The sequence below is a fragment of the Pseudomonas fluorescens genome, from assembly GCF_004683905.1.
Lineage (GTDB): Bacteria > Pseudomonadota > Gammaproteobacteria > Pseudomonadales > Pseudomonadaceae > Aquipseudomonas > Aquipseudomonas putida_A.
Genome location: NZ_CP038438.1, coordinates 1,069,158 through 1,090,919, shown reverse-complemented (window position 1 = coordinate 1,090,919; position 21,762 = coordinate 1,069,158). Strand labels below are relative to the sequence as shown.

The 21,762-nt window shown below is 61.0% G+C and carries 19 protein-coding genes and 1 pseudogene; 11 read left to right on the top strand and 9 right to left on the bottom strand.

The genetic code is table 11. The features are described from left to right. Positions 1-109: 109 nt before the first annotated feature. From E4T63_RS04880 to E4T63_RS04870, 3 genes and pseudogenes are all read left to right on the top strand, one after another. The gene (locus E4T63_RS04880) at positions 110-574 is read left to right on the top strand and encodes a multidrug transporter (RefSeq protein WP_098967290.1); all 465 of its coding nucleotides are present in this window, start codon (positions 110-112) and stop codon (positions 572-574) included. 36 nt (positions 575-610) lie between these two features. Then, positions 611-1,435 carry an SDR family oxidoreductase gene (locus E4T63_RS04875; RefSeq protein WP_134785478.1) on the top strand — a complete coding sequence of 275 codons (825 nt, stop codon included), beginning with the start codon at positions 611-613 and terminating at the stop codon, positions 1,433-1,435. 61 nt (positions 1,436-1,496) lie between these two features. Further along, positions 1,497-1,685: pseudogene (locus E4T63_RS04870) on the top strand (SDR family oxidoreductase); the annotation flags it as partial. A gap of 100 nt (positions 1,686-1,785) precedes the next feature. Here E4T63_RS04870 and E4T63_RS04865 read toward each other — a convergent pair. Further along, positions 1,786-2,667, bottom strand: coding sequence for a LysR family transcriptional regulator (locus E4T63_RS04865; protein ID WP_134785477.1), 882 nt, complete (start codon positions 2,665-2,667; stop codon positions 1,786-1,788). A 109-nt stretch (positions 2,668-2,776) separates the two neighbouring features. Here E4T63_RS04865 and E4T63_RS04860 point away from each other — a divergent pair, with 109 nt between their 5' ends. Next, the gene (locus tag E4T63_RS04860) at positions 2,777-4,147 is read left to right on the top strand and encodes an MFS transporter (RefSeq protein WP_135294998.1); all 1,371 of its coding nucleotides are present in this window, start codon (positions 2,777-2,779) and stop codon (positions 4,145-4,147) included. Continuing rightward, positions 4,144-4,542 carry a DUF4440 domain-containing protein gene (locus tag E4T63_RS04855; protein ID WP_135294997.1) on the top strand — a complete coding sequence of 133 codons (399 nt, stop codon included), beginning with the start codon at positions 4,144-4,146 and terminating at the stop codon, positions 4,540-4,542. The genes E4T63_RS04860 and E4T63_RS04855 overlap by 4 nt, the downstream gene beginning before the upstream one ends. A gap of 129 nt (positions 4,543-4,671) precedes the next feature. Here the strand turns inward: E4T63_RS04855 and E4T63_RS04850 are convergent, their stop codons facing one another. From E4T63_RS04850 to E4T63_RS04835, 4 genes are all read right to left on the bottom strand, one after another. Continuing rightward, the gene (locus E4T63_RS04850) at positions 4,672-5,538 is read right to left on the bottom strand and encodes an efflux RND transporter periplasmic adaptor subunit (RefSeq protein ID WP_135294996.1); all 867 of its coding nucleotides are present in this window, start codon (positions 5,536-5,538) and stop codon (positions 4,672-4,674) included. A 10-nt stretch (positions 5,539-5,548) separates the two neighbouring features. Continuing rightward, a complete protein-coding gene (locus E4T63_RS04845) occupies positions 5,549-5,749 on the bottom strand; it encodes a DUF1656 domain-containing protein (protein ID WP_003221811.1) in 201 nt (66 codons plus the stop codon). After that, complete coding sequence (locus E4T63_RS04840) at positions 5,739-7,931, bottom strand: FUSC family protein (protein ID WP_135294995.1); 2,193 nt, start codon at positions 7,929-7,931, stop codon at positions 5,739-5,741. The genes E4T63_RS04845 and E4T63_RS04840 overlap by 11 nt, the downstream gene beginning before the upstream one ends. 236 nt (positions 7,932-8,167) lie before the next feature. After that, on the bottom strand, positions 8,168-9,667 hold the full coding sequence (locus tag E4T63_RS04835; protein ID WP_135294994.1) for an efflux transporter outer membrane subunit: 1,500 nt from the start codon (positions 9,665-9,667) through the stop codon (positions 8,168-8,170). 275 nt (positions 9,668-9,942) lie between these two features. Between E4T63_RS04835 and E4T63_RS04830 the strand changes: the two genes are divergently transcribed. The 5 genes from E4T63_RS04830 (at position 9,943) to E4T63_RS04810 (ending at position 15,370) form a co-directional block, all read left to right on the top strand. Further along, positions 9,943-10,911 (top strand): LysR family transcriptional regulator, encoded by a 969-nt coding sequence (locus tag E4T63_RS04830; protein ID WP_027610909.1) that lies wholly within the window; start codon positions 9,943-9,945, stop codon positions 10,909-10,911. A 306-nt stretch (positions 10,912-11,217) separates the two neighbouring features. Continuing rightward, a complete protein-coding gene (locus E4T63_RS04825; protein ID WP_098967280.1) occupies positions 11,218-11,592 on the top strand; it encodes a DUF6124 family protein in 375 nt (124 codons plus the stop codon). A gap of 712 nt (positions 11,593-12,304) precedes the next feature. Then, positions 12,305-13,564: an IS256 family transposase gene (locus E4T63_RS04820; RefSeq protein ID WP_098964685.1), complete on the top strand. Its 1,260-nt coding sequence runs from the start codon at positions 12,305-12,307 to the stop codon at positions 13,562-13,564. A gap of 173 nt (positions 13,565-13,737) precedes the next feature. After that, positions 13,738-14,712: a 2-hydroxyacid dehydrogenase gene (locus E4T63_RS04815; RefSeq protein ID WP_135294993.1), complete on the top strand. Its 975-nt coding sequence runs from the start codon at positions 13,738-13,740 to the stop codon at positions 14,710-14,712. Between the two features lie 148 nt (positions 14,713-14,860). Next, positions 14,861-15,370, top strand: coding sequence for a DUF2165 family protein (locus E4T63_RS04810; protein WP_135294992.1), 510 nt, complete (start codon positions 14,861-14,863; stop codon positions 15,368-15,370). A gap of 19 nt (positions 15,371-15,389) precedes the next feature. On the opposite strand, the gene E4T63_RS04805 is transcribed toward E4T63_RS04810, so the two are convergent. Continuing rightward, the gene (locus E4T63_RS04805) at positions 15,390-16,292 is read right to left on the bottom strand and encodes a DMT family transporter (protein WP_134785470.1); all 903 of its coding nucleotides are present in this window, start codon (positions 16,290-16,292) and stop codon (positions 15,390-15,392) included. 254 nt (positions 16,293-16,546) lie between these two features. Here E4T63_RS04805 and E4T63_RS04800 point away from each other — a divergent pair, with 254 nt between their 5' ends. After that, a complete protein-coding gene (locus E4T63_RS04800) occupies positions 16,547-17,422 on the top strand; it encodes a helix-turn-helix domain-containing protein (RefSeq protein WP_097090427.1) in 876 nt (291 codons plus the stop codon). A gap of 142 nt (positions 17,423-17,564) precedes the next feature. Here the strand turns inward: E4T63_RS04800 and E4T63_RS04795 are convergent, their stop codons facing one another. The 3 genes from E4T63_RS04795 to E4T63_RS04785 form a co-directional block, all read right to left on the bottom strand. Continuing rightward, complete coding sequence (locus E4T63_RS04795; RefSeq protein WP_135294991.1) at positions 17,565-19,994, bottom strand: TonB-dependent siderophore receptor; 2,430 nt, start codon at positions 19,992-19,994, stop codon at positions 17,565-17,567. Positions 19,995-20,208: 214 nt separating this feature from the next. Further along, complete coding sequence (locus E4T63_RS04790; RefSeq protein ID WP_135294990.1) at positions 20,209-21,198, bottom strand: FecR family protein; 990 nt, start codon at positions 21,196-21,198, stop codon at positions 20,209-20,211. Continuing rightward, the gene (locus E4T63_RS04785) at positions 21,195-21,761 is read right to left on the bottom strand and encodes an RNA polymerase sigma factor (protein WP_003221797.1); all 567 of its coding nucleotides are present in this window, start codon (positions 21,759-21,761) and stop codon (positions 21,195-21,197) included. The genes E4T63_RS04790 and E4T63_RS04785 overlap by 4 nt, the downstream gene beginning before the upstream one ends. Between the last annotated feature and the right edge of the window lies 1 nt (position 21,762).

Below are 21,762 nucleotides of genomic sequence, written 5' to 3'. Positions count from 1 at the left end.
ACTGTCAGAAATTACAGTACCGACTGACGGTACATTCGGAATACGCGCGAATGTCCATTGCGCCGGCCCTCCGGTAGGATGGTACTCACGAACCAAGGAGCGTTCCCTCATGTTCATCGGCATCCTGCTGATCATCACCTGGTTGATTCTGCTGCTGCGCTATCCCGCCAAGGCTGTGCCGGTCTCCGTGGCCGCGGCTGTCGGTCTGGGCCTGGTGGCCATGTGGGTGGTGTGGCTGGACAACCGCGAGCTCAAGCAACTGGCGCGCCTTGAGATGCGCATCAGCTATGCACCGGAACAATGCCCGGCAGATCGGCCGCTGCAATTGAAAATGAAAAACGGCAACGACGTGCCGCTGACTGAACTGCGCTGGCGCATCGCAGCTTACGCGCCGGGCGACACGGTCAATCTGGCCGACAACCAATACACCGCCCCGCGCTATCGCGGCCCCGGCGAACTGCAGGCCGGTGGCGACTGGGAAGACTGCCTGCCGATGCCACCGCTGCGCCCCGGTTATCGCCCACAAACCCTGGAGTTTCGTGCCGAGCGCTTGCAGGGCAGCTTCTCCGACTGATCCCCCTCCTCCCATTTTTTGCCCAAGGAATGCGCCATGCCCGTTGCGTTGATTACCGGTTGCTCCAGCGGCATTGGCCGCGCCCTCGCCGATGCGTTCAAAGCCGCCGGTTATGAGGTCTGGGCCAGTGCGCGCAAGGCTGAAGACGTCGCGGCCCTCGCCGCTGCGGGGTTCAGCGCAATCGCGCTGGACGTCAATGACAGTGTGGCGCTGGAACAACTCGCTGAGCGCATCAACCAGCAACACGGCGGCCTCGACGTGCTGATCAACAACGCCGGTTATGGCGCCATGGGACCGCTGCTCGACGGCGGCGTGCCGGCCATGCAGCGCCAGTTCGAAACCAATGTGTTCTCGATTGTCGGCGTTACCCGCGCCCTGTTTCCGGTACTGCGCCGGGCCAAGGGGCTGGTGGTGAACATCGGCAGTGTCTCAGGGGTACTGGTCACGCCGTTCGCCGGCGCCTACTGCGCCTCGAAAGCCGCGGTGCATGCGCTGAGCGATGCGCTGCGCATGGAGCTGGCGCCGTTCGGTATCCGCGTGATGGAGGTCCAGCCTGGGGCGATCCAGTCGAGCTTCGCCAAGAATGCCGGGCATGAAGCGGAGCAACTGATCAACGAGCAATCACCTTGGTTTCCGTTGCGTGAGGGGATTCGCGCGCGGGCCAAGGCCTCGCAGGACAAGCCGACGCCGGCCAGTGAGTTTGCGGCTGAGTTGCTCAAAGCGGTGCAGCAGAACACGCCGCCACGCTTGATCCGCATTGGTAATGGCAGCCGCGCGTTGCCGTTGCTGGCGACGTTATTGCCCAAGGGATTGCTGGAGTCGACGTTGATGAAGCGGTTCGGCTTGCGTGGGAAGCTCTGAGACCGGGTTGACGCTTTCGCGAGCAAGCCCGCTCCCACAGGAGAATGCATTCCAAATGTGGGAGGAGAAATCGACGCCGGCCAGTGAGTTTGCGGCTGAGTTGCTCAAGGCTGTGCAGCAGAACACGCCGCCACGCTTGATCCGCATTGGTAATGGCAGCCGCGCGTTGCCGTTGCTGGCGACGTTATTGCCCAAGGGATTGCTGGAGTCGACGTTGATGAAGCGGTTCGGCTTGCGTGGGAAGCTCTGAGACCGGGTTGACGCTTTCGCGAGCAAGCCCGCTCCCACAGGAGAATGCATTCCAAATGTGGGAGCGGGCTTGCTCGCGAAGGGGCCAGATCAGCCAACACTCAGCCCCAGCCCTTCATGAAATCAATAAACGCCCGTACCTTCAGCGGCAGATGCCGGGTATCCGGGTACAGCGCATAAACACCCTGCTGGGCAAAGCGATAATCGGCCAGCAACCGCACCAATCGCCCCGCCTGCAGATCCTCCTGAATCAGCCACTGCGGCAAAATCGCCACGCCTTGGCCAGTCAGCGCAAACGCCCTGAGCGTCGCCGAGTTGTCGGCGACGATGGCGGTGGTCCCCGGTTTTGGCTGGTAGACATGCTCACTGCCGGCCGGGTCGGTCACGGTCATTTCCGGAACTCGGCCATGGCCCAGCGTCGGCATCGACTCCAGCGTTGCCAGCGTGGCAACCGGCGCGAAGCGCTCGACCAGTTGCGGCGCCGCCACCGCAAACACTTCGAACCTCGACAACTGCACCGCGCGCAGATTGGAGTCGTGCATGCGTCCCAGACGGATCGCCATGTCGAAGCGCTCGGAGATCAGATCGGCGTGGGTCGAGGATGTCGACAAGTGAATGTTCAGTTGCGGCTGTTGCTGGCGAAACACCTCCAGCGCCGGCACCACTTGGGCCAGGGCAAACTCCACGGTGGTGGTGATGCGCAACGTGCCCTTGAGTTGCGAATGCTCAGAGCGCGCTTCCTCGATCGCCAGTCGCGCTTCGTCGAGGGTGCGCAGGCAGCGCCGATAGAAGCGCTCGCCGGCATCGGTCAGGGCCAGTTGCCGAGTGTTACGCGTGAGCAAGGTGACGCCCAGTTCTTCTTCCAGGCGCTTGAGATTGAAGCTCACCACCGCCCGAGTTTGGCCCAGCGTCTCAGCAGCCGCCGTCAACGACCCGGCCTCGACCACGGCTTTGAAAGTGTCAAAACGGTCCAGACTGACCATATCCAGCGCACTCCCTGTCAAAATTATTTTGACAAACTAGCAGGCAAACCAGCGTTTTCCTAACGCCTGAAGCGCACTACCCTGCGCGTCTCATTACAGGGAAGCTGCCATGGCCTATCGCTCGAAAGTCGCGCTGGTGTATCTGTTCGGGTTCGCCCTCGACCTGCTGAACATGTTCGCCGCGAGCATCGCCTACCCGGACATCGCCCGGGAATTACAGGCCTCGGTGACGCAATTGGCGTGGATCACCAACGCCTACATGCTCGGGCTGACACTGATCATTCCGCTGAGCGTGTGGCTCGCGGCGCGGCTGGGCGAACGGCGGCTGATTCTCGGTTCGCTTTTGCTGTTCGGCATCGCTTCCGGTCTGGTGGCCCAGGCCGGGTCGATTGAAAGCCTGATCGGCTGGCGTTTGCTGCAAGGCCTCGGTGGCGGCTTGTTGCTGCCGATCGGTCAGGCCCTGGCTTATCGGCAGTATCCAGCGACGCAACGCGCGCACCTTACCGGCGTAGTGCTGATGGTCGCGCTGATGGTGCCAGCCCTGTCGCCGGCGGCGGGCGGCCTGATCGTCGAGGCGTTGTCATGGCGCTGGATTTTCTACCTGAACATGCCGCTGGCGCTGCTCGCGTTCGGCCTGGGTCTGCTGTGGTTGCAAGCGGATCAACCCGGCACGGAACGCCCGACACTGGATCTGCGCGGCCTGCTGCTAGCGGTGGCAGCCCTGACTCTGTTGTTGATTGCCGTGAGCCTGGCGAGCGCCGCCGCTACCCGACACCTCGCCGGCGGAGTTCTGCTGCTCGGCGTCCTGACCTTATGGCTGTACCTGCGTGATGGCTGGCACAAACCCGACGCGGTGCTCGACCTGCAACTGCTCAAGAGTCCGTCACTGCGTTTGGCAATGCTGATCTACCTGTTCGTGCCCGGGGTGTTTACCGGCACCAACATGATTGCCGTGTTGTACCTGCACGACCTCGGTTTCGGCGCCGCGCAGACCGGTGCGTTGATGCTGTCCTGGGCGGCCGCATCGGGGGTGGCGATCATGCTCGGCAAACGCAGTTTCAACCGCATTGGCCCCAAACCGCTGCTGATCACCGGGATGCTTTTGCAGTGCCTGGGGATTGTCCTGCTGATGCGCATCGAACAACCCGCCGCCACGCCGCTGATCATTGCCTATGCCTTGATGGGACTGGGCGGCAGCCTGTGCAGCGTCACCGCGCAGAGCCTGGCATTTGTCGGCATCGCGCCGGAAAAAATGGGCCACTCCAGCGCTCTGTGGAACATCAATCGCCAGCTCGGTTTCTGTCTTGGCGCCGCGTTGCTCAGTTCGCTGTTGGGCGCACTGGGCGGCAACGGATTCAAATACTGCTTTGTCGCGGCGGCCTTGCTCACATTGCTGCCAATGGTCGCCGTGCTGCGTTTCGACGCCTCCACAGTGCTCGCCCTGCTGAGCCCACCTCCCCTTCAGGAAAAATCCACATGACTGACTACAACGAATATTTTGATGAAGTGATCCAGGCCCACCTGGTGATCGAACGCTGGTTTGCCGTGGAGCAGGATTCAGCCGAAATGGAGCGCTTGCTGAGCCGATTCTCGGCGGATTTTTCCATGGTCACGCCGCTGGGCCGGGCGCTGGATATCGAAGCCTTGCGTGCGCTGTTTCACGCGGCGGGCGGGAAGAAGCCCGGGTTCAGGATCGAGCTCAGTGAGCTGCGCGGGATTGCGCTGCATGCGCATGGCGCGACGCTGAGTTATCGCGAGCAGCAGAGCGATGCGAGCGGGTTGCGCACCGATCGCCGGTCGACGGTGGTGTTTGAAAAGACCGAGGCCGGGCGGGTGCTGTGGCGGCATTTGCAGGAGACGTTTTGCGCTGAGTGATTACTCGGTTTTGGTCTGAAAGACCGGGTTGTCCTTATCGCGAGCAGGCTCACTCCTACAAGGAATCTTCGGTGTGGCAGAGATCCAGTGTAGGAGTGAGCCTGCTCGCGATTCAGTCGGCGCGGTCTGTCAGTTATCCACAGACTCTTGCTTCACCACCACCGTGCTAGTAATCCCCGCCGCCAACAACACACCCTCCGGCACTTCGTCGATGTGAATGCGCACCGGCACCCGCTGCGCCAGACGCACCCAGTTGAACGTCGGGTTCACATCGGCGATCAGCTCGCGGCTTTCCGGGTTGTCGCGGTCGTAGATGCCGCGGGAAATGCTCTCCACGTGGCCCTTCAACACTTCGCCGCTCATCAGTTGCATGTCGGCCTTGTCGCCTACGCGCACGTGCGGCAGTTTGGTCTCTTCGAAGAAGCCGTAGACCCAGAACGAGTTCATGTCGACCACGGCCATTTTCGCTTCGCCGATGCGCGCGTAGTCACCGCGATGCACGTTGAGGTTGGTCACGTAGCCATCCACCGCTGCGCGCACTTCGGTGCGTTTGAGGTTGAGTTCGGCGGCTTCCAGTTGTGCTTGCGCGTGTTGATAGTCGGCGAGCGCGGCGTCGGCGATGTTGCTGGCGTCGTCGCGGTTTTCCTTGGAGATCACCAGGTTGTCGAGGTCGGCGCGACGATGCGCGTTGACCTTGCGCATCTCCCAGGTCGACTTGCGCGACGCGACCAGCGACTGCGCCTGCTTGACCGCGATGCGGTAGTGCTCGGGATCGATCTGCATCAGCAAATCGCCCTTCTTCACCAATTGGTTGTCGCGCACCGGTACGTCGACCACTTCCCCGGTGACGTCGGCGGCGACGTTGATGATGTCCGCCCGCACCCGGCCGTCGCGGGTCCACGGGGTGTTCATGTAGTGCTCCCACAGGGTCCGGCCGATCCACAGTGCCAGGGCCAGCACCAGCAGGGTCGCAAGCAGGCTGAAAAACTTTTTCATCAGAACGTTCTCAACGGTAGACAGTCAGCGCCATGGCGCCGAACAGACAGGTAAACAGACTCAGACGCAGCAGCGCCGGGTGCCAGAAAAAGCGGTACAGGTCGAACCCCGAGAGGAACCGGTCCAAGGCCCAGGCCAGCGCCGCAGCGACAAAAAACATCAGGGTCATGGTCGGCATGTACACGCCGTGGAAGGCGATTTCACGAGGCATGGGCAAGTCCTTCGGGCTTGGCGACGGCATAGGCAGCGAGTGGTGATTGCGGGTCGAGCAACGAGGTGCGGATGAAGTGCAGGTAACTCTTCACCCGGCGTAACGCGGACGTGTCGAAGTGCGGCGCAAACGGCTCGTCGGTCGCGGCGACCCGACTGATCGCGTGATCGACCGCCACCAGTGCGCGCTCCAGATTGCTCGGGTTCGGTTGCAGAAACAGTCGCACCAGCGCCCGGCCCATGACGCGGATCGCCTGACGCCACGGCTGCGATTCGGCATACGCCGGATGCACCGGGAGGATCGCCTGTTCCTTGCGCAATTCGATGATCGCGTGGCCGACTTCGAGCACCACGAACATCCAGCGCAGCAGGTTCTTCTGCACGGTCGGCTGCCCGGCGGCGAGACCATAAGCCTGATGCAGCAAGTCACGAGTACGACTCTCGAAACTCGACGCCAGGCCCTTGAGTTTGCCGCTGATCGCATAGACCACTTGCTCGCGCAAATCCTGCTCCAGGCGCTTCCACAACCAGCGGCTGTTGGGCGGCAGAATGATTGCGCCAGCAGCAGCGCAGACCAGCATGCCCATGACCATGGCGATGTAGTCGTTGATGAAGGTGTAGGGGTTGTAAATGGTCAGGTTGTCCGGCACCGAACCGGTGCTGAAGAAGATCAACAAACCGAGACCGACACCTGCGTATTGCGGTCGCGAAGCGAGGAACGAGCCGAACACGATCACTGGCGCAAGCATCACGCACAACAGCGGAAATCCGTCGATCCACGGGAAGATGAAAAACATCTCGACGAAGCCGATCACCGCTCCGAGGAAAGTCCCGCAGGCCATCTGGAACGCCATGCGTTTCGGGTTCGGCGTGGCGGCAGACAGGCCCACCGTCGCGGCGGCAATCAGGGTCATGGTCGCGCCGCTCGGCCACGCGGTGGCGACCCAATAGCTGCCCAGTACAATCAGGATGAACGAGGCGCGAATCCCCGAAGCCGCAGCGGCCCACCAGTTGGTTTGCGGGGTGAACGGCTCGTCCCAGCGCTCACGTTCGTGGCGGTGATCGGCCAGCGAGGCGTGGGTCTGTGCATAACTGTGCAAGTCATCGACGAAGCGATAGAGCAGCTCGTATGCAGTGTGGAAATCCAGTTGTTCGGCTTCACTCGGACCGGTTTCCTGGAAAATGCCGCGCAAGGTTCGCACGCGCGTCGGCAGGCCTTCCTTGTACGTGGCCAATGCCGTCGCCAAACGTGCCGCGTCCGGGCTGGTCAAGGCGCGGCCACTGAAGCCGTCGAGTACTTCCGCCAGATCCTGCAGGCCCGGCCTGATCGCGGCCACCACGTGTTCTTCGTCATTCACGCGCAAGCGTTCCAGCAACTGATGCAGCGCGTTGAAGCGCGTGGTAATGCCCATGAACTCGCTGTTCAAACGGCTGAGGCGACCGTTGCGCCGACGCATGTGCGGGTCTTCGAACACGGTGACGCTGCGCAGCCCTTCCAGGCCCACCGCTTCGGCGATGAAACGCACGTTGCTCGCTTCGAACGATTCGGCTTTGCTGCGTCCGCGCAGGCCATCGGTGACGAACAACGCGAACACGCCGAAGCGCTGATACAAGGCGTTGCGCATTGCTGCGCTGGCGGTTTGCGGCAGGATCGCGGCGCTGACTACTGTCGAGCAGAGAATCCCCAGCGAGATCTCCAGCACTCGCCAGACGGCGGCCATGAACGCACCATCCGGATGCGCCAGCGCGGGCAGTCCGACCATCGCCGCGGTGTAGCCGGCGAGGACAAAACCGTAGGCGCGGAAGTTACGGCAACGCGCCGCACCGGCCGAGCAGATGCCGACCCAAATCGCCAGCGAACCGAGGAACAACTCAGTGTTTTGCGCGAACAGCGCAATCAGCGTGACCATCATCGCCGACCCGGCCAGGGTGCCAAGGAAACGATAGAAACTCTTGGCGAACACCTGGCCGCTCTGCGGCTGCATGACGATGAACACGGTGATCATCGCCGTGCGCGGTTGCGGCAACTCCAGGCGCATCGCCAGCCACAGCGTGAGGAACGCGGCGAGCAATACCTTGAAGATATACACCCAGGTCACGCCATCGCTGCGCGCCCAGTCAAACAAACCCCGGCGCCATTCCAGGGAGTAGAGCCAGCGTAGAGGTGCGGGCAAGGGAGTCATTTGGTCTTGCTCAATGATTGAGGACTGAAGAGTCATCTGTGGCAAACATCAATTTTTGTGGTGAACACAAACTCTGTGGTGAGGGGATTTATCCCCGACGGGTTGCGTAGCAACCCCAAACAAGGCAATTGAGTTCTCACAGTCAGATTGCACAGGCCCGTATTGGGTCTGCTTCGCAGCCCATCGGGGATAAATCCCCTCACCACAGGTATTAAATTGCCAAAGAGATCGTGTATTCACCGCAAAAGGGTCGGGGTTTTCGGGGCTGCCGTTTGCTCGGTGGTGGGCACATCATTGCCAGCCCCGAGGCCGCCACCCAACGCCGTCACCAACTCGGCATGCGCACTCAAGCGCGCCGCCTGCACCTGCTGCTGCACTTGCTGTTGCTTGAACAGCAAGGTCTGCGCATTCAGCACGTTGAGGTAATCGGTGAGGCCACGCTGATAGGCGATCATCGCGATGTCGTAGGTCTTCTGCGCGGTAGCCACCGACTCGGCGGCGAAGGCTTGCTGCTTGTCCATCGACTCGCGACGGATCAACTGGTCGGAGATGTTCTTCAGCGCATTGACCAGCGTCTGGTTGTAATGCGCCACGGCGATGTCATACCCGGCGGAGGCTTCACCCAATTCGCTGCGTAAACGCCCACCGTCGAAGATCGGCAGCGAGATTGCCGGGCCGACGTTGTAATTGAGTTTCTTGCCAGTCAAAAACTCCAGCGCCCCGCCGCCGGTGGCCATGTAGCCAAGGCTGCCGACCAGATCGACGTTGGGATAAAACCCGGCATGCGCGACATCGATGCCGCGTGCCTGGGCCGCCACTTGCCAGCGACTGGCGACCACGTCCGGGCGCTGACCGAGCAACTCGGCGGGCAATGCCGATGGCAGTTTCAACGCAGCACCCAGCGCCAGCGTCGGCCGCTGCAACTGCGCACCGTCGCCCGGGCCTTTGCCGGCCAGCGCGGCGATCTGGTTGCGGCTCAGGGCGATTTCTTCGTCCAGCGCATCCAGTTGCCGATGGGTCTCCGGCAACGGCGTTTCGGCCTGACTGACTTCAAAGTGCGTGCCGATGCCGCCGTCCAGACGCTTCTGCGCCAGGTCGAGAATCTGCTGTTGCTGTTTTAGCGTCGCGGCGACGATATCGCGCTGGGCGTAATGCAGCGACAGCTCGATGTAGGCGCGCACGATGTTGTTCTGCAATTCCAGTTGCGCCAGCCGCGCTTCGGCGGCGCTCATGTGCGCCAGATCCACCGCGCGTTCGCTGGCATTGCTTTCCCGGCCCCAGAGGTCGAGGGCGTAGCTGAAACCCAGCGCGGCGTTGTTGTCCCAGGTGGTGGTGTTGGCCAGCTCGCCCGGGCCGTAGAACTGGTCGGTCGGCCAGTTGTGGCGCTTGAGCGTTGACTCGCCATTGATCTGCAACGACTCGGCGGCCTCGGCGACACCGGCCAGCGCCTTGGCCTGACGCACCCGTGCAGCGGCCATGGCCATGCTCGGACTGCCCTGCACGGCGAGGTCGATCCAGTGATTGAGTTGCGGGTCGCCGTAGGCTTGCCACCATTGTGCGGTGGGCCAGTTGGCGTCACGGGCGGCGTGGGCGATGGCGTCGTCAGTGGCCAGTGCGTCGGCTTCCAATGCCGTGCTATGCGGGGCAATTCCTTGCGTTGAGATGCAGCCGCTGAGACCCAGGGTAAAAGCCAGAACACTGAGCGGCAAAAGCGCTCTGATGATGCGACGCGGCACAGCTGCGAATTCCTGAAAGAGGATAAGGCGGGGATTTGTGCAGGGGTTGCCGCAGGCTGCGATCTTTTGATCTTGATTCCCTTAAAACAAAATCAAAAGATCGCAGCCTGCGGCAGCTCCTACAGGGAGCGGCGCAATTCTAGGTGGGCGCCTTGGTGGCGATAAGCTGGGATTCCTGTGAATCTTTGTTACCGTTAACGAGATAATCCGTTGGTCGGGGGTCTCAGCCCCTGAAACTTCGTGTCACAATTTGCCATCTCCCTTGAGAGCACCCCATGGACACATTGCAAAACATGCGCGCCTTCAGTTGTGTGGCCGAAGCCGGCAGCTTCACCGCCGCCGCCGTGCAACTCGACACCACCACGGCCAACGTCTCGCGCGCGGTCTCCAACTTGGAAGCCCACCTGCAAACCCGCCTGCTCAATCGCACGACCCGGCGCATCGCCCTGACCGAGGCCGGCAAGCGCTACCTGCTGCGCTGCGAACAGATCCTGGCCTATGTCGAAGAAGCCGAAGCCGAGGCCAGCCAGGCCCACGCCCGCCCCGCCGGCCAGTTGAAAGTGCACACCATGACCGGCATCGGCCAGCACTTCGTGATCGACGCCATCGCCCGCTACCGCAAGACCCACCCGGACGTGACCTTCGACCTGACCATGGCCAACCGCGTGCCGGACCTGCTCGACGAGGGCTACGACGTGTCCATCGTGCTCGCCAGCGAACTGCCGGACTCGGGCTTCGTCTCGCAACGCCTGGGCATCACCTACAGCATCGTCTGCGCCTCCCCGGCCTACGTGAAAGCCAACGGCTGCGCACAAAAGCCCGCAGACCTGCTGAACCACGCCTGCCTGCGCCTCGTCAGCCCGGTGATCCCCCTGGAAAAATGGGCCTTCAACGGCCCGGACGGCCAGGAAATGGTCACCATCAACAGCTCGCCGTTCCTGGTGAACTCCGCCGATGCGATGAAAGCCGCGATCATCAGCGGCATGGGCGTCGGCGTCCTGCCGGTCTACGCCGCCATCGAAGGCCTGCGCAACGGCACGCTGGTGCGGATGATGCCCAACTACCGCTCGCAGGAACTCAACCTGTACGCGATCTACCCGTCGCGGCAGTACCTGGACGCGAAGATCAAGACCTGGGTCGAGTATTTGCGCGGGTCACTGCCGGAGATATTGGCGGCACATCAGGCGGAACTGGCGGCGTATGAGTTGAGTGGGAGCCTCGCCGGAGCCCGCGTCGCCAACTGATTTTCAACATACGGTGTTCACTGTAGAAGCGGTGATTTGAAGGGAGTTTTCCGACAGGTTTTGACGGTTGTGACTCGGAAGTGGGGTGGATAGGCTCAGGGGGTCGTTGACGAATCAACGACCGGACTTGGTCGTCCGGGTTTAGAATGGCGCACTTTTTAAGCTTGCTTAATGGCGAGCTGTGCGTGGGAGGGCCTTGGCCCTGCCGGGTTTCCATTCCCTGGTCGACCAACCTGCGTACGGTTCGCCACCCTATTGCTTGGTCGCAGTACGTGGCGAACTCCACATCCCGAATGGAGTTCCACCATGCTCAAACCCACACCCAATCCGCCCCAAGCCGAAAGCACCTCCCCCTACGAACCCCTCGATTCAAAAAAGCTCCACGACGCCGCCGAGCGTGCACTCGACCATTACCTGAAACCTTCCGCCGCCGCTGTGAGATTCCACAAACCCAGCAGCATGTTCCAGGTCGTCCCCGACATGGACAACGAAAGCCTGCTGGTTCACGCCTGCGAATCACTGGCCTCGGCAAGCATCATGACCAGCGACATTGCGGCCTATGTCGAAACCCCGCAGCGACAGACGATACTGGCGATCCAGCAAATCATCATGCTGGCCGAGCTGGCGGTGAATCGGGTGCTGGACAACGTGGAAATCAGCCAACCTGCAGCACACAGCTGAGCCATTGTGGGAGCGGGCTTGCTCGCGAAGGCGTCAGCACATCCAACACTTTCGGTGACTGACACACCGCTTTCGCGAGCAAGCCCGCTCCCACAGGGGGATTGGGTGAGTCAGTTAGAGACTGGTCGGCTGTCAGGCCGCCATCGCTGGCAAGCCAGCTCCCACAGGGATTGGGTGAGTCAGTTAGAGAGTGGTCGGCTGTCAGGCCGCCTTCGCTGGCAAGCCCGCTCCCACAGTGGGATTGGGTCAGTCAGTTGGAAACTGGTCGGCTGTCAGGCCGCCATCGCGAGCAGGCGCACTCCTACAGAAAAGCAAAGCAGTCCAGACAGACCGCATGCTCTTCACCACTCAAATGGCCGAGTGTCAGCTCGCCGAAAGCTCTTGATCTTGCCGTGCCGGCCCCATCGGCAGGCTGAGTGGAGGGGTTTATCCGGGGGTAGGCGCGCAGCGCCATGCGGCGAAGCCGCATACATCGAGAGGAGGTGCAGCGAAGCAAACCGGAGGCGATGCCCCCGGATGAACCCCGCAACGAAGGAACCCGAGCCTAAGCGAGGGCCGAACGCAGGGGCCAAGACCTTTGCTTCCTTTGGGGCGTTTGCCAAAGGGAGTCGCTGTAAGAGCGAAACCGCCAGCAGCAGCACCCGAAGCAACGGATATGTCGGGAGTGTCATAAATTTTGTGTTCGGGCATAACATGTCGCAGAGGTGCATGTATGCCGACCAAAAAGAAACCGGCCCGAGAGGCCCAGCGTGACCTTCCTTCCATTCCCCAAGAGCTGATCGACCAGTTCGTCAGCGGCCCGATGAGTGCCGACGCTATTCAGGATGCCGCGATGGCGTTTAAGAAAGCGCTGATCGAGCGAGCCCTTGGCGCCGAGATGGGGCACCACCTTGGTTATCCTCAGGGCGCGGAGCGCCCTGAGGATTCGAGTAATCAGCGTAATGGCAGAAGCAGCAAGACCGTGCTGACCGAAGACGGCCCGTTGCGTCTGGATATTCCCAGAGACCGCGACGGCAGTTTCGCCCCGATCCTGATCCCCAAGCACGAGCGCCGTTTCACGGGTTTCGACGACAAAATCATCGCCATGTATGCCCGTGGCATGAGCGTTCGCGAGATTCGTGCTTTCCTCTCGGAACAGTACGGCACAGATGTCTCTCATGACTTCATCAGCTCCGTCACCGATGCGGTTCTGGAGGAAGTCAGTACCTGGCAGCAACGCCCGCTTGAGCCCATGTATCCGGTCATTTTCTTCGATGCTCTGCGGGTCAAGATCCGTGACGAAGGCGTGGTTCGCAATAAGGCCATCTACTTGGCTCTGGGCGTGCTGCCGGATGGGACCCGAGATATTTTGGGGATCTGGATCGAGAACACTGAAGGTGCCAAGTTCTGGATGAAGGTCTTCAATGACCTCAAAACCCGGGGCGTCGAAGACGTGCTGATCGCGGTAACTGACGGGCTCAAAGGTATGCCGGAGGCTTTGAGTGCGGTGTTTCCAGAGACAACGCTGCAGACATGCATCGTCCATTTGATCCGCAACAGCCTTGATTACGCGGCGTGGGACAAGCGCCGTGAACTGGCCAAGGCCCTTAAGCCGATTTATCAAGCTCTCAATGCCGATGTCGCCGAACAGGCTCTGGACGCCTTCGAAGCGGGGCCGTGGGGCAAGCAGTATCCGACGATAGCGGCGGCTTGGAGACGCGCCTGGGAGCGGGTTATCCCATTTTTCGTGTTCCCACCCGCGATACGCAAAGTGATCTACACCACCAACGCGATCGAAAGCATCAATTCGCAGTTACGCAAGATCATCAAGACAAGAGGCCACTTTCCAACCGATGAGGCGGCGACAAAACTGATCTGGCTGGCGCTGAAAAACATCACCGCCAACTGGGGCAGCGCCGCCCATGACTGGAAAAGCGCCATGAATCAGTTTGCGGTTTTATATGGAGACCGATTCATCAGGCCGAACTGGTGAAATGAAGGCCTGCCTGACGGCAGGCCATTACCGGCCCGCACACAAAAAATCTGACACTCTCGATATGTCCCCCATCAACCCAAAGCATGGTCGGCCCAGAGGCCGCCAAGACAACCCAAAACAGAAATGTTAGCTTGCTTGGCAATAAAGCCCAGAAGCCGAGCCCAAGCCCAATGAAAAAAACAGTCCTGGCCTTCAGCCGCATCACCCCACCCATGATCGAACGCCTGCAACAAGAGTTCGACGTCATCGTCCCCAACCCAAAGAACGGCGACATCAACGCCCAATTCAACGAAGCCCTCCCCCACGCCCAAGGCCTGATCGGCGTCGGCCGCAAACTCGGCAAAGCCCAACTCGAAACCGCCACAAAACTCGAAGTAGTCTCCAGCGTCTCCGTCGGCTACGACAACTACGACCTCGACTACTTCAATGAACGCGGGATCATGCTCACCAACACCCCGGACGTGCTCACCGAAAGCACCGCCGACCTCGCCTTCGCCCTGATCATGAGCAGCGCCCGCCGCGTCGCCGAACTCGACGCCTGGACCAAGGCCGGCCAATGGCAGGCCAGCGTCGGCGCACCGTTGTTCGGCTGTGACGTCCACGGTAAAACCCTGGGCATCGTCGGCATGGGCAACATCGGCGCCGCCGTCGCCCGCCGTGGCCATTTCGGCTTCAACATGCCGATTATCTACAGCGGCAACAGCCGCAAGACCGAACTGGAACAGCAACTCGGCGCAGAGTTTCGCAGCCTCGACCAGTTGCTCGCCGAAGCCGACTTCGTCTGCCTGGTGGTGCCGCTCAGCGACAAGACCCGCCACCTGATCAGCCATCGCGAATTGGCGTTGATGAAGCCGGGGGCGATTTTGGTCAACATCTCCCGTGGCCCGGTGGTCGACGAGCCGGCGCTGATCGAAGCCCTGCAAAACAATCGCATCCGTGGCGCCGGACTGGACGTCTACGAGAAAGAACCGCTGGCCGAGTCGCCGCTGTTCCAGTTGAAAAATGCTGTGACATTGCCGCACATCGGCTCCGCCACGAATGAAACGCGCGAAGCCATGGCCGATCGTGCACTGGCCAATCTGCGCAGCGCGCTGCTCGGCGAACGCCCGCAGGACCTGGTCAATCCGCAAGTCTGGCGCGGATAAAAAATGACGGGCAAGTGCAGAACCGCACTTGCCCGTTAGTTGCCGCCCTACACAACTTGAAATTGAACAACAAAGCCAATTTAACAACAGCATTATAAGCTCTGCCTGGCAATCGAATGATCGACCACTGCTATGGAGAGCTAATCCCGTGAACAACCTGACAACCGATAAAGTTATTCGCTACAGCAAAGTTATATTGATGGCTTACATCAGCTTCTTTGGTGTATTGGTGATGTTTCACAACTTTACCGACTATGACTCGAACTACACGTACGTGGCTCATATCCTGAGCATGGACACTACCACCGCCAATGAGTCCATAAAATACCGAGCCATCGATTCACCGATGATTCATCACCGGATCTACTGGTTCATCATCACGATGGAAGTAACGTATACGACGTTATGCCTGATAGGCACCTATCAACTCTATCGGCACATCAATGCGCCTGCAGAGGTATTCCATGAGGCAAAAAAGTTCTCGATCATGGGCATACTGGCGGCAATTTTCATTTATTACGTGTGCCTGCAAACCGTGGGGGTGGAATGGTTTGACATGGACACCTCACAATCATGGAATGCCAAGGACTGGGCCCGGCATATCATTGACTTCATATTCCCGGTGATGATTTACATCACCTTGAAAGTCGAGCGCTGATGTTCAGTGATCGTTTGTTTCATACCAACTTCCCCTGCACCGGCGCCACCAGCGTTTTCGGCTTACGAAACACCAAGACATTACCCAGCATCACCAACACCAGCCCGAACAACGCCGGTGCCGTCCACTGATAACCTTCAACAAACGCTGACACGTTCAGTGCCACCACCGGGAACAGCACGGTGCAATACGCCGCACGCTCCGGCCCCATACGTCCGACCAACGTCAGGTACGCGGTGAAGCCGATCACCGAACCGGGGATCACCAGATACAGTAACGCCCCGACGTAACGTGGCGACCACTCCATGTCGAACGCAATGCCATTGACCAGACACCACACCGACAACATCGCCGCCCCGTAGGCCATGCCCCAGGCATTGGTGGTCAAGGGTTTCAAGCCTGCCTTCTGCTGCAGACTCGACAACATATTGCCCGCCGAAAAACACAAGGTGCCACACAGCGCCAGGCCAAGACCAAGCAACGTTTCGGGGCTGGCGTGATGGCCGGCCAGTTCCGGCCAGAACAGCATTCCCAGACCGAACAGGCCGAGCGCCCCGCCCATCAAAACATTGCGCGCGATGCGCTGACCGAAGAATACGCGGGCATTGAGCGCATTCCACAAAGTGGCCGTGGAAAACACCACCGCCACCAGCCCGCTGGGAATCCACTGGCTGGCGGTCAGAAAGCACATGAAGTTGACGCAGAACAGGCACAACCCCTGCGCCACACAGATCAAATGGCCACGCCGATTCATCGGTTGCAGCCGCCGACTGAGCAGCAACAGCACGAACAGCACCAGCGCGGCGAGACCGAAGCGATAAACGATCGACACCGGAATCGCCACCACGCCCAGTTGCCATTTCAGGGCAATCCAGGTGGTGCCCCAGATCAGCACGGTCAGCAGATACAGCGAAAGGTTCATGACGAAACTCCTGAGAACACCGGGCACTCTGTGGCAAGCGAGCTTGCTCGCGCTTGAGTGCGCAGCACTCACTGATGGGTCCGCTGCGCAGCGCGGCGGGAGCAAGCTCCCTCGCCACAGGGTTGTGTTGTATGGAGGTTCAGGGTGCGACAGCAACGATCGGGGCGCTTGCAGATTCTTGCGCTTTTGTCGCTCGACAGGCTGGCAGCGCGAAAGCTACGGAGTAGGATGCAAGGCGTTGGAGAGAACCGAATATGGCCGCTATCGATACCCTGCAAGTCTTCCAAGCCCTCAACCGCTCGCCGAATGCACGCCTGTTGCACAGCGCCGATCTCGGTGACGGCTTGTCTGCGGCCCTGTGGACCAACCACCACGATGCCCAGGAATACGAAACGCCGAGCCACCACACGCTTTCCTGCTACATCGCCGGGGGCACGGGCACCTTTCGCCGTGGCCAACCGGGGCGCAAGGGCGGACCGGACAAGTTGTGCATCCTGCCCGCCGATCACCAATCGGGCTGGGTGATCAACGGCGATCTGCGTCTCGCTCATCTGTATTTCAGCGCCGAACAATTTGCCTTGGGTTGCGTCACGCTGCTGGATCGCGAGCCGCGAGAGATGCAGTTGCGCGAGCAGACCTTTCTGGAAGATCCGCAGCAGGCCCGACGCTTTCGTCAGTTACTGACACTGAATTGGGACGAACCGGCCGAACGCCTGCTGACCAGCAGCATTGCGCATGAATTGATCAGCCATACCCTGCTCAGCCAGGTCGGCGCCCGGCAGGGTGTGCGCCTCAAGGGCGGACTGGCGCCCCATCAGCGGCGGCAACTGGTCGAGTTCATCGACAATCAGTTGGCCGAGCCGATCAGCCTCGGGCAACTGGCCGGATTGTGTGCGCTGTCGGAATACCACTTTGCGCGGATGTTTCGCGTGAGCTTCGGCCTGCCGCCGCATCAGTACGTGCTGGCGCGGCGCTTGAACCGGGCGCGGGAATTGTTGCGCGGCACGGCGTTGCCGCTGGGGGAGATTGCACTGGCGTGCGGGTTTGCCAGTGCCAGTCATTTCACCAACCGGTTTCGGCAAGTATTGGGTGGGACGCCGGGGGATTATCGACAGGCGTTTTTGCGTTAGATCCGGGGTTTTTATTGCCTGATCGGGCCGCTTCGCGAGCAAGCCCGCTCCCACAGGGTTCAGAGTGAACTCAGATTGTGTGAATAACACCATCCAGTGTGGGAGCGGGCTTGCTCGCGAAGAACGATGACGCGGTCCTGAATCAGAACTCCAGCGTACTGGAGAGCGAAATCTGCCGCGAATCGCCCATCGACACAAAGAACCGGCTCGCCGCGGAGGTGTAGTAGGTGCGGTCGAACAGGTTCTTCACGTTGAGCTGGAACTTGACCTTCTGCCCTTCGAGTCTGGTGTCGTAAGTGGCAAACGCATCGGCCACGGTGTAGCTCGGCAGGTCGAAATCATTCACCGCATTGCCCGCGCGTTCGCCGACATACCGCGCCCCGGCACCGACCCGCAGTTGGTCGCCACCCATCACGCTGCCGAAGTCATACACCGCCGACAATGAACCGCTGTTCTTCGCCACGTTTTGCAAGCGATTGCCTTTGTAGTCCGGGTCGTCGGTGACCTCGGCATCGGTGTAGGCATAGGCGCCGATCAGGCTCCAGCGATCGGTCAACTGCCCGGTCAGGTCCAGTTCCAGACCCCGGGAACGCACTTCGCCAGCCGCGCTGTAAATGGTGGTCGGGCCTTCAGAATTGGAGACCAGCACGTTGCGCTTCTTGATGTCGAACAGCGCGATATTGCCGGTGATGCGCCCCGGCATATCCAGACGCGCACCCAGTTCCCACGACTTGGCCTCTTCCGGCGCAATGCTGCCGTCGAGCACGGTGCTGCTGCCGCTGAGCGGGGCGATGGTCGAGTTGGGTTTGAACGATTCGGTGTAGCTGCCGTAGAACGATAATTCGTCGGTGTAGCGATACACCAGACCGGCGCGCGGTACGAATTTCTGCCCGTTGCTGTCGGTGTTGGCCTTGAACGGCACGCCTTTGCCGGCGTACTGGTCGTACTCCTGGAAGCGTCCGCCGGCGACCAGAATCCACTGGTCGTTGAGGTGTATCGAGTCCTGCAGAAACACCGAATCGCTGCGCAGCAGATCGGTCTGCGCGCTGTCCGCCGGGCTGACCGTGGTGCCTTCGACTTCACGGCCATACACCGGATTGACATAGCTGAAGGTGCTCAGGCTTTTCTGGCGGATCAGGTCAGCGCGGTAGATCTTGCGGTACTCATCGTCAACGCCGAACACCAGATCATGTTGCATGCCCAGCAGGTTGACTTTGCCTTCGAGGCTGGCGGTGGTGAAACGGTCAGTGCTGATCGCGCCTTGCGTGCCGTCCATGCTGCGGGTCAGCGTGCCTTTTTTGGTGTCGATGGCGGTCACGCGTACCTGGCTGGCGTCGTAGGTTTCGCGGTTCCAGCTGTAGCCAAAATGAGCTTTCCAGTCGTCGTTGAGTTCGTGGTCGGCTTCGAAGTGGTACAGGTCGGAACGGCCTTCCATGTCGTTGAACGGCTCGTCCAGACGCTCGTTGCGCGAGATGTCCAGCGGATGGTTGGTGCGCGGATCGATTACCGTGCCCCGGTCGAACGGGGTGAGAAACTCGCGGTGTTCATAACCGAACGACAGCTTGGTACGCTCGCCGAACCAGGCCAGCGACGGCGCGATCAGCGTCTCGCGGTGAGTGCCGTAGTTGCGCCAGTAATCTTCGTCTTCATGATCCAGCACCAGCCGATAGGCCAGCCCGGATTCGCCCAGCGCCCCGGTGCTGTCGAAGGTGCCACCGCTGCCATTTTTGCCGTCGCCGTAGGTGGAACCGCGCAGGGTCAGCGCGTTGTACTGAGTCAGTTCCGGCTTCTTGCTGACCAGGTTGACCACGCCGCCCGGATCCTGAATGCCGTAGAGCAACGAGGCCGGGCCCTTGAGCACTTCGACCCGATCGACCGTCGCGTTCATGCCACGGCCCTGCACGATCGGCATGCCGTCGCGCATGATCGAGCCGTTGCGGTTGTCGCCGAAACCGCGGGTCATCACCGAGTCTTGCGTGCTGCCCAAGGTGTTGCCCTGGGTGATGCCGCTGACGTTGGCCAACGCATCGTCGAGATTGCGCGGGGCCTGATCACGGATCACCTGGGCCGGAATCACGTTGACGGTCTGAGGAATCTCCTGCAGCGAAGCCGAGGAGCGCATCACCGAACTGGTCTGCGGCGGCTGATAGCTCATCGACTCGTCACGCATCGACGTGATGGTGGTCGCGCCAAGATTGAGTGCGCCTGCGGTGGGTTGCGGTTCCAGCGCCAAGGTGTGGCTGTCGGTACGGCGAAAGGTCATGCCGGAACCACTGAGCAGGCGTTGCAGCGCCTGTTCGGCGCTCATCTGGCCGCTGACGGCCGGGGCGTTGAGGCCGTACGGCGCTTCATCGGTGTAGACCACGCTTTGCCCGGTGACGCGGCTGAAGTCGCTCAGAGCCTGGGGCAGTGGTTTGGCGCTCAGGGAGAAACTGAACTGTTTCTGTGTCGGACTGCTGACGGTTTCAGCGGCCAGCGCCACACTCAGCGGCAACAGCGCCAACGCCGAAAAACTCAATGCCGAAACACCCAACCACTGTTTGACCGAACCCGATTTTGCCCTGGACTTCATTGCTCAATGACCTGTGTAGAACCGCAACGGATGCGAATGACTCGCAGTTTCAGTCACTACACGGATGGGGCTGCGGTTTACCTCACCACAAATTTGAAAATATTTTTCGAGAGCAGTGTCGGTAGTTCTGACGCCTTCGCGAGCAAGCCCGCTCCCACATTCTGGAATGCATTCCCCTGTGGGAGCGGGCTTGCTCGCGAAGAGGCCAGTAGACCTAGCGCAAAATAATCAGATGCCCCAGCACCTGATGCTGCTCAAACCCCAGCACCCCTCGCAACGAACTCAGCACCGCCTGCGGATCCTTGCTCGGAAAACTGCCGCTGACCTTGCGCGCTGCCAGTTCATCATTGAGCACAACAATCCGTCCCGGGTAATAGCGCCGCAGATCCTCCACCACATCGGCCAGTGACGCCTTGTAGTAATTCAGCCAGCCCTGACGCCAAGCCAGTTGCGCCTCGCTGTCCACCGCGTGCAGTTTTTCCGCACTGCCCTGCCCGTAAGCCACTTGCTGGCCGGCGGTCAGAATCTGCTGTTGCGCGTTGCGATTCGCCGTCACGCCAACGCGCCCGGACAGCACCGTGACCTGCGCACCTGCGGGCTGCAGACGCACTTCGAATTGCGTGCCGAGCACCCGCGCCTCGCCCTTCTCCGCCGCGACCACAAACGGATCCCCCGTATGCGTGACACTGAAAAATCCGGCACCGCGGCGCAATTGCACATGCCGCTCGCCCTGACTGAAATCCACCGCGATGGCACTGTCGGCATCCAGCGTGACTTGCGATTGATCGGCCAGGGTCACGGTGCGGACTTCACCCGGCGCCGAGACGTAATCGGCACCGAGATCATCGATCCAGCGCTGCGGCTGCCAACCCGTGCCAAGGCTGATCATCAGCATCAGACACGCGGCCATCGCCAGCGCGCCCGACCAGCGCAGCAGCAGTAAACGACGCGGACGATCCATCGCATTGAGGTAGCCCTGCAACGCCAACGCCTCTTCATCGGCCAAGGTACGCGCCGGACTTTCGCTCAACTCCCAGAGCACTTGCGCCTGGGCGTAAGCCTCGGCGTGGGCCGGATCGGCGCGCAGCCAGTGGCTGAAGGTCAGTTGATCGCCGGTGCTCGGGCGGTCGTGCAGCAGACTCAGCCAGGCGAGCGCGGCCTGCTCCTGAGCGGGCGTTGGAATGACACGGTCGTTGGCTTTCACGGTGCTTTCCCTGGCAGGCGTGGCGCGGGTTCGCGCAGGCTGGCCTTGCAGGCCTCGAGGGCGCGCATCATATGTTTTTCCACGGCGCTTTGGGACAGGCCCATGGCTTTGGCGATGTCTGCGTATTTGCGGCCGTGGATGCGATTGAGCAAAAAGATCTGCCGAGTGCGCTCGGGCAAGGCACGCAACGCCGCCTCGACATGGCGCAGATCATTGCCCGCTTCGAGCGCGGCTTGCGGTTCGCTGCCGTGACTGTCCGGCGCATCCGGTTGCCAGCCCTCATTGACCCGCACACGCGTGCCTTCGCTGCGCAAGTGATCGATGGCGATGTTGCCGGCGCAGCGCAAAAGATAGGTGCTGAGTTCTTCGACCTGCACCAGCGGCCGCCGCCAGAAACGCAGGAACAGATCCTGCACCAGATCCGCCGCCGTGGCCCGGCAGCCGACGCGCCGGTTGACCAGCGCTTCCATCTGCGACCGCTGCGACAGGAACACCTGAAGAAAATGCGCACGCGCGCCGTGCGGTTCGTCGTCGCGGGATTCCGGGGGATGACCGATCAGCATG

What these genes read in the sequence shown, in the direction of transcription:
- E4T63_RS04880 (WP_098967290.1), top strand. Translation starts at nt 110, where the DNA reads ATGTTCATCGGCATCCTGCTGATCATCACCTGGTTGATTCTGCTGCTG.
- E4T63_RS04875 (WP_134785478.1), top strand. Translation starts at nt 611, where the DNA reads ATGCCCGTTGCGTTGATTACCGGTTGCTCCAGCGGCATTGGCCGCGCC.
- E4T63_RS04865 (WP_134785477.1), bottom strand. Translation starts at nt 2,667, where the DNA reads ATGGTCAGTCTGGACCGTTTTGACACTTTCAAAGCCGTGGTCGAGGCC.
- E4T63_RS04860 (WP_135294998.1), top strand. Translation starts at nt 2,777, where the DNA reads ATGGCCTATCGCTCGAAAGTCGCGCTGGTGTATCTGTTCGGGTTCGCC.
- E4T63_RS04855 (WP_135294997.1), top strand. Translation starts at nt 4,144, where the DNA reads ATGACTGACTACAACGAATATTTTGATGAAGTGATCCAGGCCCACCTG.
- E4T63_RS04850 (WP_135294996.1), bottom strand. Translation starts at nt 5,538, where the DNA reads ATGAAAAAGTTTTTCAGCCTGCTTGCGACCCTGCTGGTGCTGGCCCTG.
- E4T63_RS04845 (WP_003221811.1), bottom strand. Translation starts at nt 5,749, where the DNA reads ATGCCTCGTGAAATCGCCTTCCACGGCGTGTACATGCCGACCATGACC.
- E4T63_RS04840 (WP_135294995.1), bottom strand. Translation starts at nt 7,931, where the DNA reads ATGACTCCCTTGCCCGCACCTCTACGCTGGCTCTACTCCCTGGAATGG.
- E4T63_RS04830 (WP_027610909.1), top strand. Translation starts at nt 9,943, where the DNA reads ATGGACACATTGCAAAACATGCGCGCCTTCAGTTGTGTGGCCGAAGCC.
- E4T63_RS04825 (WP_098967280.1), top strand. Translation starts at nt 11,218, where the DNA reads ATGCTCAAACCCACACCCAATCCGCCCCAAGCCGAAAGCACCTCCCCC.
- E4T63_RS04820 (WP_098964685.1), top strand. Translation starts at nt 12,305, where the DNA reads ATGCCGACCAAAAAGAAACCGGCCCGAGAGGCCCAGCGTGACCTTCCT.
- E4T63_RS04815 (WP_135294993.1), top strand. Translation starts at nt 13,738, where the DNA reads ATGAAAAAAACAGTCCTGGCCTTCAGCCGCATCACCCCACCCATGATC.
- E4T63_RS04805 (WP_134785470.1), bottom strand. Translation starts at nt 16,292, where the DNA reads ATGAACCTTTCGCTGTATCTGCTGACCGTGCTGATCTGGGGCACCACC.
- E4T63_RS04800 (WP_097090427.1), top strand. Translation starts at nt 16,547, where the DNA reads ATGGCCGCTATCGATACCCTGCAAGTCTTCCAAGCCCTCAACCGCTCG.
- E4T63_RS04795 (WP_135294991.1), bottom strand. Translation starts at nt 19,994, where the DNA reads ATGAAGTCCAGGGCAAAATCGGGTTCGGTCAAACAGTGGTTGGGTGTT.
- E4T63_RS04785 (WP_003221797.1), bottom strand. Translation starts at nt 21,761, where the DNA reads ATGCTGATCGGTCATCCCCCGGAATCCCGCGACGACGAACCGCACGGC.